10 protein-coding genes and 1 pseudogene are annotated in these 10,258 nt (G+C 71.5%); 4 read left to right on the top strand and 7 right to left on the bottom strand.

The annotated features are described in order from the left end of the window. Positions 1-468, bottom strand: a pseudogene (locus V8688_RS29510) (hypothetical protein); the annotation flags it as partial. Between the two features lie 109 nt (positions 469-577). Here V8688_RS29510 and V8688_RS29505 point away from each other — a divergent pair. Beyond that, a complete protein-coding gene (locus V8688_RS29505) occupies positions 578-1,087 on the top strand; it encodes a hypothetical protein (protein WP_218716885.1) in 510 nt (169 codons plus the stop codon). Positions 1,088-1,443: 356 nt separating this feature from the next. Here the strand turns inward: V8688_RS29505 and V8688_RS29500 are convergent, their stop codons facing one another. Next, positions 1,444-3,897 carry a helicase-associated domain-containing protein gene (locus V8688_RS29500; protein WP_342802167.1) on the bottom strand — a complete coding sequence of 818 codons (2,454 nt, stop codon included), beginning with the start codon at positions 3,895-3,897 and terminating at the stop codon, positions 1,444-1,446. Between the two features lie 155 nt (positions 3,898-4,052). On the opposite strand from V8688_RS29500, the gene V8688_RS29495 reads away from it, so the two are divergent. Beyond that, on the top strand, positions 4,053-4,244 hold the full coding sequence (locus tag V8688_RS29495) for a hypothetical protein (RefSeq protein ID WP_218716887.1): 192 nt from the start codon (positions 4,053-4,055) through the stop codon (positions 4,242-4,244). Between the two features lie 65 nt (positions 4,245-4,309). Here the strand turns inward: V8688_RS29495 and V8688_RS29490 are convergent, their stop codons facing one another. Both V8688_RS29490 and V8688_RS29485 read right to left on the bottom strand, forming a co-directional pair. After that, positions 4,310-4,918: a resuscitation-promoting factor Rpf1 domain-containing protein gene (locus V8688_RS29490; RefSeq protein ID WP_218716888.1), complete on the bottom strand. Its 609-nt coding sequence runs from the start codon at positions 4,916-4,918 to the stop codon at positions 4,310-4,312. Between the two features lie 373 nt (positions 4,919-5,291). Next, positions 5,292-5,540 (bottom strand): hypothetical protein, encoded by a 249-nt coding sequence (locus V8688_RS29485; protein ID WP_218716889.1) that lies wholly within the window; start codon positions 5,538-5,540, stop codon positions 5,292-5,294. 158 nt (positions 5,541-5,698) lie between these two features. Here V8688_RS29485 and V8688_RS29480 point away from each other — a divergent pair, with 158 nt between their 5' ends. Then, positions 5,699-6,118, top strand: coding sequence for a cold-shock protein (locus tag V8688_RS29480; protein WP_218716916.1), 420 nt, complete (start codon positions 5,699-5,701; stop codon positions 6,116-6,118). Positions 6,119-6,164: 46 nt separating this feature from the next. Here V8688_RS29480 and V8688_RS29475 read toward each other — a convergent pair whose 3' ends face one another. The 3 genes from V8688_RS29475 to V8688_RS29465 all read right to left on the bottom strand — a co-directional run bounded on the left by V8688_RS29475 (position 6,165) and on the right by V8688_RS29465 (position 9,350). Beyond that, positions 6,165-6,680 (bottom strand): DUF2771 domain-containing protein, encoded by a 516-nt coding sequence (locus V8688_RS29475; RefSeq protein ID WP_218716890.1) that lies wholly within the window; start codon positions 6,678-6,680, stop codon positions 6,165-6,167. Next, a complete protein-coding gene (locus V8688_RS29470; protein ID WP_342802166.1) occupies positions 6,677-8,506 on the bottom strand; it encodes an MFS transporter in 1,830 nt (609 codons plus the stop codon). Before V8688_RS29470 ends, V8688_RS29475 begins: the two co-directional genes overlap by 4 nt. A 67-nt stretch (positions 8,507-8,573) precedes the next feature. Continuing rightward, positions 8,574-9,350, bottom strand: coding sequence for a glutaminyl-peptide cyclotransferase (locus V8688_RS29465; protein WP_218716891.1), 777 nt, complete (start codon positions 9,348-9,350; stop codon positions 8,574-8,576). Between the two features lie 8 nt (positions 9,351-9,358). On the opposite strand from V8688_RS29465, the gene V8688_RS29460 reads away from it, so the two are divergent. Beyond that, the coding region (locus tag V8688_RS29460) for a DUF3027 domain-containing protein (RefSeq protein ID WP_342802165.1) at positions 9,359-10,258 on the top strand (900 nt) is incomplete at its 3' end.

Here is a 10,258-nt window from a genome sequence, read left to right as displayed (position 1 = left end):
GCCGAAGCCGTCGTAGGTGACGGTGGCGGGCAGCACGCCGGCGCGGACCTGGTCGGCGACGCCGGGATCGGCCAGCGCGGCGGTCAGGGTCTGGCCGACCTCGCGCAGCACCTGCTCGCCGGCCGGGCGGTCGTGCTCGGCGGCCAGTTCGCCCGCCCGCTTGGTCATGGCGTTGACCACCTGCTGGCGCTGGGCGCCGAGGGCGCGCAGTTTGTCGCCGGAGAGCTGGCGCTGGGCCGAGCGCAGGGCGTCGCCGAGGTCGAGCAGGGCGGTGATCTCCTGCGGCGCGTGCCGGGCCAGCAGGTTGACCGTCCACGCCGCGACCGTCGGTTTGCGCAGCGCGGTGATGGCCTTGGCCAGCTCGCGGTCGCCGTCGGCACGGGCCTGGGCGGCCCGTTCGGTGCGGGTCGGCACGAAGTCGCCGGGGTCGAGGCCGTACAGCTCGCCTGCGACATCGTCGAGGGTCATCTTTGTGATGGTAGCCAGGGTTCGACGGGGCCGAGCGCGGGCGCGGCGGGCTTGGGTATCGTCACCGGCGGTCATGTTCGCCTGAACCGTTCGGTGAGTGAGGTTTTCAGTGTTGTTCCCAGGAAAGCGACTGCTGGCGCGGGTCGTGCTCGCCCCCGTGGCGACGGTCGCACTGGTCGGGGCGGTCGCCGCCTGTTCGTCGGACAGCGATTCGGCGGGCAGCTCGCTCGCCACGGGCTCGTGCGTCGAGGTCACCGACAACGCGGCCGACGCGATGGTCGGCAAGCTCGGTGACTGCTCGGCGACGACGTCGAACTACCGGATCGTGCAGGTCGGCACGGCCCCGCTGACCTGCGATGTCGCCGATGCCACCTTCAACGGCACGGTGGGCGACACCAAGACCGGTCTCTGCCTGGCCCCCAACTTCGCCCAGGGCAACTGCTACGCCGACGCGGGCAAGCGCCCCGCCGAAACCGTGGCCTGCACCGCCCCAGAGGCCACGTTCAAGGTCGTCAAGCGCATCGACGGCGTGGCCGACGAGCTCCAGTGCGGTGCCGACGCCACCCAGTTCCGCACGGTCTCCGACCCCAAGGCCACCTTCTGCATGGCCAAGCCGTGATATCGGAGCGCTGGCGCGCTCGAGGTCGCGGCCCCTTGGTCCCACCGGTCAGGCGCCGTGGCTTGCTCCTGCGTCGCTTGCGCCACGGCGCCTGATCGGCGGGACGGCCGCGACGGCCGACTGCGTCGGCCTGCCCCTCCTCGGGGTCGGGGCGTGGGGGTTGGGTTGGTGGAGCGCTGGTGCGCTTGGGTCGGCGGCCTATTGGGTTCCGCCGGTCGGGTGTCCTTGCTTGCTTGCTTCTTCGTCGCTTGCGCCGTGGTGCCTGATCGGCGGTATGGCCGCGTCGGCTGACTGTGTCGGCCTGCCCCTCCTCGGGGTCGGGGCGTGTGTGATCGGGGCGGCCGTTTCCTGCGGTGTCAGTCGAGGAGGGCGACCGAGGCTATTCGGTGCAAAGTGAAGTGGCGGGTCGCGCCGGTGACGGGGTCGACGGCGTCCAGTTGGCCGTTGCCGACGCGGAGGGGCTCGACCACGCGCTGGCTGGCGACGCCCTGGGCGTCGACGTAACCGATGTTCACCGGGCGGCCGACCCTGGCGGCCAGCTGGAGCAGGGCCAGGGTCGCCGCGGTGCCGGTGCGGGTGCCGTCGGCGCGCACCGACTGTCCCGTGCGGGCGCCCGCGGCGCGTTCGCCCGCGCGGAGTTCGGTGACCAGNACGTAACCGATGTTCACCGGGCGGCCGACCCTGGCGGCCAGCTGGAGCAGGGCCAGGGTCGCCGCGGTGCCGGTGCGGGTGCCGTCGGCGCGCACCGACTGTCCCGTGCGGGCGCCCGCGGCGCGTTCGCCCGCGCGGAGTTCGGTGACCAGCAGGGCGAGCTGTTCGTCGCTCGGCGGGTTCGGGCGGTAGGGCTTGCGGGCCAGCGGGCGGACCGCGATGCGGGCGCCGCGCGGGCGCAGGTCGACGATCGCGCCCGCGGAATCCTCACCGGCCGGGGCGAAACCGGCCGCGCGCAGCTGTTCGAGCAGTTCACCCAGCGGAGCCAGGGCGATGGCGACGGTCGGCGCGATCGCGCGCAGGGCCAGCGTGTCGGCCACCGGCGCGGCCAGGACCTGGGCGAGCAGCGCGGGATCGTCGCTGCGCAGGAACGACTGCGCCATGCCCGCCCGCAGCTGGCCGTGGCGGCGGGCGACGTCGTCGATGAGGTAGGTCAGCGACTGGGGGACCGGCGTGCGCGAGTGGTTGGCGAACAGCGCGTGCAGTTCGGCGGCGGTCAGCCCGGCGTCGAGCGCGCGGCGCACCGAGGCGTCACCGACCCGGTAGACCGTGGCCGCGCCCGCCGACTCCACATCCGCGACGAGCGCGATCCGGCCGCGTAACTCGGGCACCAGGGGACCGGGCGCGATCACCGTCAGGTCGGCCTGCACGAGGACGTGATCGACCGGCTCCGGCAGCGCCGCGGCCATCTCCGCCTCGGCGTCGGCGACGCTGGTGTCCGCGCCGTGCAGCAGGGCCCTGGCGGCGGAATCGAGCGCGCCGCGGCCGAGCAGGCCGAGGGTGGCGGCCTCGGCCAGCGTCGCGGTCACCGCGTCGAGCCGGAAGTGCCTGCGCCTGCGCGGCATCCGCCAGGCCAGCAGCTTGCCGATATCGGTGGCGGTCAGCGCGGTGCCGCTGGGGTACTCGGCGAGCAGGCCGAGGACGGCGTGCCGGTCGCGCACCGCGTGCGGGATGCGCAGCTCCGCCGAGAGCGCGGCGATCGGCTTATCGGCGGCGTCGCGCAGGCCGATCATCCACGGCATCCGGTCCAGGTCCAGCCAGGCCTGCGCGAGCAGCACCCAGCGGGTCGCCGGCGGTGCGTCCAGCCAGGCGTCGGCCGCGGGGGTCGGGGCCCAGAAGTCGTCGGTGGAGTCGACTTCCGGCACCGGCTCCGGCAGTCCCTTCTCCACGAGCTTCGCGGCCGACAGCAGTTCCAGCAGCAGCCCGGTGCGCTGCTCGTCGATGCCGGTCTGCTTGGCGAGGCGGCGCAACTCGCGCACGCCGAGACCACCGGCGCGCAGCGCGGGGGCGGGCAGGCGGCCCAGCGCGTCGAGCAGGTCGGCGCAATCGCGCAGCAGCTCACCGACTTCGCCCGCGCCGACCGCGTTCACCTCGGCGGGCGCGTGCTTGGTCAGCGTCGGCTTGGGCGGGGCGAGTGCGTGCGGGTCGGTGACCGGGTCGCCGCGCAGCACCTGGCCGACCGTCACCGGCAGCTCGACCGTCTCGTCGTCGATCCGGTGCAGCAGCCGGGCCGCCAGCAGCCGCGGTACCGGACGATCGGGGTCAGCGCCGGGTGCGGCATCCCTGGTGCGGCCACGCGGCCCGGTGGTGGCCAGTTTCTCGAGCAGCGCCCGCTCGGCCGGGCCCGCCGCGGCGAGCGCGGCGGTGACTTCGGGCTCGGTCAGCGCGTCGGGCAGCGCCGTCGTCGCGCCGAGCGGCCAGGGGAGGGCTTCGGCGGCGCTCGGGGCCAGGTGCAGGCCGTCGTCGGTCTGCCAGACCAGCGCGCGGTCGAGCAGGCGGGTCAGCGCGGTGGTGAAAGCGGTCTTGGTGACCCGGTCCTTGAGCTGCGCGTGCAGGGTGGTCCGGGTGAGCGGGGTGACCTCGGTGCCGATCGTGCGGGCATCCTCGTTGGCCGTGAGCGCTTCGATGATCGCGAACTCGAGGGTGTCGAGATCGTCGGCGGCGCGCAGCACCGAGGCCCGCTGCTGGGCACGCACCGCGAGCACCGACATCGACGCGGGCAGCGGTACCGCCAGATCGGGCCGCAACTGCAGCAGTTTCACCAGTTGGGAGTCGGTGCGCGCACCGAGCCAATCGGCGAGGGAGTCCGTCGCGATCATCCGATCCAGCCTACAGTTCTCGGCCGCCTCGCTCGGGACTGACCGAAGGCTGTGACGAAGGAGTGCCCGGAGGGAGAGAAGATCGCGGAAACGGGCCGAGAACCTGCGGCGCCAGCCGCGATTGAGCACCGTGGTGGGTATGCCAGAATGACCCCGTGGTGAACAAATCGAAGAAACCCTACGTCGACAACGGCTGGCCGCAGGTGGCCGACGGCGAACACGCCGTGACCGAACTGTCGTCGACCCGCGCCGGTAACCTCTCGCCCTTCGGTGAGGACACCGAGTTTCCCGTCCCGGCATCGAAGCTGCCGTACATCCACCCGCAGACGGTGATCAACCGGGTGTAGGTAGGACGGGAAAGACAAGAGCCCGCATCCCTAGGGATGCGGGCTCTAGTTGTCTGCGCGGGCGATCAGGAGGGCAGCAGGCCCTTGTTCGCCTCGAAGAAGTCGATCACGGCCGGGTCGAGCTGAGTGCCCTTGGCGGCGTTGAAGAAATCGAGCGCCTGCTGGGGCACGGCGACACCCTGCTGCTGCACGACGGAGAGGGCGCGATCGACGGCCTGGAAGACTTCCTGGCTCGGATCCTGCACCTGCGGAACAGTCACCTGCGGGGCCCAGCTCGGCGAGGAGGGCGCGATCCGCTCGGTCGGGCCGCTGCTCAGACCCAGCTGAGACGAGCAGGAGGGCCAAGCGCCCCAACCCTGAGAAGCGAGAACCTTTTCGGCGACCGCGATCTGCTGTTCGCGGGTGGCCTGGTTGGCCGTGGCGGCGTACTCGCCACCACCGTGCGCGTTCCAGGTGGAGGGCGAGAACTGCAGCCCACCCTGGTAGCCGTTGCCGGTGTTGATGCCCCAGTTGCCGCCGGCTTCACACTGCGCGAGGCGATCCCAGTCGGAGTCGGGGGCCGCGCTGGCGTTTCCGGCGAAAGCTGCACTGGCGGTGCCGATGATCGCGCCGGTGACGGCGACCTTGGCGACAGTGCGGCCGGTGGAAGTCGGCTTGCGGTGGCGTCCACTCATATCGGGTTTCTTCCTCTCGTGCGCACCTGCATGTGGCCCGGACTGAGAGGTCTCCCGGTCCGCCCTCACTCCTGATTCCAATCGGGGTCCGGTACCCGCGGGGTGAGGTTCGGTGCGGCGGGCCGGTGGTTCCGGGGGTTGCCCCGGCTGAGAGAAACGGTACGACGGACAGCGGGGAAAGTCACTATTTGGTAACCGGCGTGTACGGGTGGGTCTCGGGGTGGTCTCAGGGTGATCCCCGAGGCGTCCGCGCAGGTAGTCGCGGTGTCTGGTGTGCGCGACGGTTGCACGCTCAGTTCGTGACCTACTCGTTATGTGATGAGGATCACACTGCTGTCTGGGTATCGATTCGCGCGGGTAACCAGTTGACGCGTCAACGCGCGCGTCGGCCCGACCACAGCGCGAACACCAGGCCGAGCAGGAAGCCGACCGGCGCGAGCATCGCCAGCAGGTACAGCCACAGCCCCGGAGACGAGTCCGACACGATCGGCGTCACGAAGATGGCGACCACGGCCAGGATCCCGATACCGAACAGCGCGACGGCCAGTCGCAGCAGTCGATCGCTGGGCCGGCGGGGGTCGCGCTCCGGCGGAGTGGCGGCGGGCGGAGGTGTGTTGGTCACCGGTGCACCGTAAAACTGATGTGCTCGCGTTATAGCAACCGGGGTAGACTCTGAGCACATCGCGTCCTGCCTTGTTGTGGGGCGCGTTCTTTTCGCGACAAGCAGATGTAACCCGAGCCACAAGGGTCCGGGTATCGAATGATGAACGGGTGAGCGCAGTGCCGACCGGCCGGGTGAAGTGGTACGACGTCGAAAAGGGCTTCGGCTTCCTTTCCCAAGACGAGGGCGAGGACGTCTACGTCCGTTCCTCCGCGCTGCCCGATGGCGTCGAAGGTCTCAAGCCCGGCCAGCGCGTCGAATTCGGCATGGCCGCGGGTCGGCGTGGCCCGCAGGCACTGAGCCTGAAGCTGCTCGAGGCGCCGCCGACCGTGCGCGGCAACCAGTCTCAGCAGCCTGCCCGCAAGGACGCGGGCCCGCGCAAGTCGCCCGACGAGCTGCACGGCCTCGTCGAGGACATGATCACGCTGCTCGAGACCAAGGTGCAGCCGGATCTGCGGCGCGGCAAGTACCCGGATCGCAAGCTGTCCCAGCGGATCTCCGAGGTCGTGCGGGCCGTCGCCCGCGAACTCGACCACTGATCCGATCCTCGGTCCCGGGCACCACGGTGTCCGGGACCGAGTCGTGTCAGGCCTCGGGGGTGCTGATCGACCAGGCGGCGTGCGGGATGTAGGTCTCGCGGCCGGTCACGGTGTCGCGGGCCAGGATCGGGAGCTGGACCTCGATGCCGGCCAGGCGCAGGTCGGGTTCGGGCTTGGTATCGATGGTGAGCGCGCGGGCGCCCGAGGGGAAGTCGGCGAAGCTCAGCACCCGGTCGACCTGCTCGCCGGAAGGTCGCTGGTAGATCAGCTGGACCAGCCACGGCGACTCGGCGATCTTGTCCGGGAGCGACAGCTGCACCGGGCGGCCCGCCGTCGTCGTCAGCTCGGTGGTCTCGCCGTAACGGCAGTCCTGCATGGTGACCGTGCAGTACAGGAACGGGTCGACGGTGACGGTGGTGCCGCGCGCGAACGCGGTGATCTGCGGGTCGCGCTCGGGCGCCTTCGACACGCCGTAGGCCACCAGACCCGCGGTCACCGCGGCGACGGCGAAGAGTCCGACCGCGACCAGAACGACGATCGTGCGGACGTTGAGCTTGCTCACCGGATGGGGTCTCCTGTCCCTCGCGGAACCGCACCGGGGTCTGCCCGGTACGGATGGGTGTTGGGCACTTCCTGCTCGGCGTGCTGCGGACGATTGCCGCCCAGGCCGGGCAGCAGCGAATGTCCGGTGTAGCTGACGAACGTCTGGATCAGGCCGATCACCAGGATCACGCTGATCACCGCGAAACCCTTCCAGAATTCGATCGGCAACAGCACACCAGCCGCGCCGCCGATCACCCAGCTCAGTTGCAGCACCGTCTCCGATCGGCCGAAACCGGACGCGATCGACTCCGGCGGCAGGTCGTCCTGGATGGCCGCGTCCAGCGACACCTTCGCCAGCGCGCTCGCCGCCGAGGCGATCAGCGCCGCGAACGCCGCGCCGAACAGGTTGCCGGTGAACATCGCGAACAGTGCCACCGCGGCGCACGCGCCGGTGCAGCCGAGCACCACCAGCGACGGCCTGCCGAGGGTCAGCCGGGCGCCGGTCGCGTTGCCGCCGAAGTTGCCGATGCCTGCCGCGGCGCCGACCACCGCGAGCATGGCCGCCTGCTCGGTCGGGCTGCCGCCCGAGCCCTTGGCGACGAAGGCGATGTAGAAGGTCAGGAAGCCGGTGAGCACGCGGATGGAGCTGTTGCCCCACAGCCCGGTGACCACGGCCCGGCCCAGCGGCTGCCGGCGTTTCCGGGCGGGCACCGAGGACTCCGTGCCTGGCTCGAGCACCTCGGTGTGCGCGTCGGGGCCGTGATAGCTCAGCGTCGCGGGCACCTCGCCCTCGGTCACCTCCACCCACGACGGAATCCGCAAGCTCAGATACGCCCCGGCCACCGCGATGCCGGTCGCCAGGACCAGCGCGCCGGTAGAGCCGGCGATCATCGCGGCGAGCGCGGCCACCGCGCCGGCGCCGATGGTGCCGCCGACCAGGCCGAACACCGTCAGCCGGGAGTTGGTGCGCACCAGGTCGATATCCGGTGGGAGCACCCTCGGCGTGACCGCGCTCTTGAGGACCGCGAAGGATTTCGAGCCGACCATCATGCACAGCGCCAGCGGATACAGCCCCCAGGTGTCGATCTCGAAGATCAGCAGCAGGGCGAAGACCGCGCGCAGCCCGAACGTCGTCGCCAGCGCCAGCCTGCGGCCGCGCTGCAAACGGTCCAGCAGCGGGCCGATCAGCGGCGCGATCACCGCGAACGGGGCGATGGTGATCAGCAGGTACAGCGCCACCTTGGTCTTGGACTCGGCGGTCGCGCTGGCGAAGAACAGGGTGTTGGCCAGTGAGACGGCGATCGCGGCGTCGAGCGCGAAGTTGGCCATCGTGGCGTAGGTGAGCGCGGTCAGACCCGATTGATCGGCGCCGTCGGCCTTGGCCGCGCGCTGGAAGGTGGCGAATCCGCGTTCGGTGAGTTCGCGGCTGCGCATGGCGGCGACCCGGGTGACGGTCAGCTTGCGCGGAACCCGCTGCTTGATCTCGTCGTCGACGGGCTCCTCGGCGCGGGGGAGCGGGCGGGTGCCCGGCGGGCCGAGATCCTTCTCCGGCGGCGTCGGCCTGGCGCGTTCGCGGGGCGTCGGCGCGCCGCGTAAGGGTGTGGTCGGGGCGGCATCGGGCTCGGACCGTCCGCGCCGGAACGGGTTCTTCGACCGGATCGTCGGCGGGTCGGGCGAGTCGGGGCGGGGGAAGACCTTCCGCGGCGCGGTCGGCCTGCGCGGCTGCTCGTCGTAACCCGGCCCGCCCGCGCGCGGCGGGTACTGCCCGAAGCCGGGATGCCTGCCCGCGGGGGTACCGTCCCGGCGACCACGGTCGGGACCGGAGGGATCGCGGGGAGTAGTCACAGTCCAATTCTGGCCCACGCGGCGTTTCCGCGTTCACTCGCGGCGCGGCAGTGTTGGCCACAGCGCGCTATTCGGGGACGAATCGCACCTCGAACAGGCGCGGCCAGTACTTGCCGGTGAGCAGGAACCGGTCGGTCCCGGGCAGGTGGGCGATGCCGTTGAGGACATCGGTACCCGCGCGCTCGGCGGCGGTGAGCAGTCCGCTCGCCTCGATCACCGCGAGCACCCGGCCGGTCTCCGGGTCGATCCGCAGGATCTCGTCGGAGGGGTAGTTGTTGGCGTACACCGTGCCGTCGGGGGCGCAGTCGAGTTCGTTCGGCTGGGGGGACGGGTAGCCGGTGAGCGTCACCGAGCCGGTCTTCGCGAAGGTCACCGGGTCGCGGAAGGTGAGCGTGGGCGTGCCGTCGCTCATCACCAGGCGCTGGGGTTGCGCGCACACGCCCCACCCCTCGCCCTCGTATTCGACGCGGCCGGTCTCGGCCAGGGTGACCGGGTCGCGGGCGATGGCGATGTGGTCCTGCCAGGTGATCTGCCAGACGATCCCGCCCGCCCTGGTCATGCCCTCGCCGAACAGGTTCCCCGGCAGGTCGACGCGCGCGGTCTCGACGCCGGTGGCCTGATCGGCGGCGCGCGCGCTCGACACGCCCCACATGCCGGTGCTTTCGTAGCGAACCCCGTCGACCACCTCCAGGCCCTGGGTGAAGGCCCGCGGATCGTGCGGTGACGAGCCGATCACCTCGACGCGCAGGCGGGGCGGCGCGGGCTCTTCCCGGCCCCCACAGGCCCCCACGCCGAGCAGGCTGACCAGCACTGCGACGGCCAACGAACTCCGATTGCACTTCATACGGCAAAATGTATGCCGTGAGCGCAGTATCTGTTTCGGAGTCCGGCGTGCGTCCTGTTCTGGCCGATGCGGCCGAAGTCGCACGTCGTGCGCTCGTCGAGTTGGAACCCGACGGGGTAGGAGTCCATCTGGGGGTGAGTGCCGAGGACGAGACGGCAGCCACCCACCGGTTCGAGGCGACCCTGCCCGGTTACCGGGGCTGGCAGTGGGCCGTGGTGGTCGCCGCGCCGCCGGAGGCCACATATGCCACGGTCAGCGAGTCGGCGCTGCTGCCGGGGCCCGACGCCCTGATCGCCCCCGACTTCGTCCCGTGGGAGCAGCGGGTCCGGCCCGGCGACCTCGGCCCCGGCGATCTGCTCGCCCCGCCCGCCGACGATCCCCGGCTCGTCCCCGGCTACATCGCGACCGGTGATCCCGTGGTCGACGAGGTCTGTCACGAGGTCGGCCTCGGCCGCACCCAGGTGCTCAGCCTGGAGGGCCGGATCGAGGCCGCCGAGCGCTGGTATACCGAGTTCGGCCCCGACACCGAGATGGCCAAGGCCGCCCCGTCCACCTGCGGCCTGTGCGGTTTCTTCCTGCCGCTGGCCGGCGCCCTGCGCGAATCCTTCGGCGTCTGTGGCAACGCGATGGGCGCGGACGGCCACGTCGTCCACATCGAATACGGCTGTGGCGCCCACTCCGACGTGGTCGCCCCCTCGGGCAACGGTTCGCCGCGGTACGAGGCGTTCGACGACCACGCCGTGGAACTCGTCGAGATCGTGCGCGCGAACGGCACCGCCGCTGCCGAGGCATCCGCCGCCGCAGTGACCGAGCAGCAGGAGACCGCCGAGGCCGAGGCCGCCGACGCGGCCGCCGCCACCCGCGCAGCACTCGCCGAAGGCGCGCGACCGGAATCGGCCGACGAGGTC

The organism is Nocardia sp. No.11 (genome assembly GCF_038752175.1).
GTDB lineage: Bacteria > Actinomycetota > Actinomycetes > Mycobacteriales > Mycobacteriaceae > Nocardia > Nocardia canadensis.
This window is presented reverse-complemented; position numbering and strand designations above follow the sequence as displayed.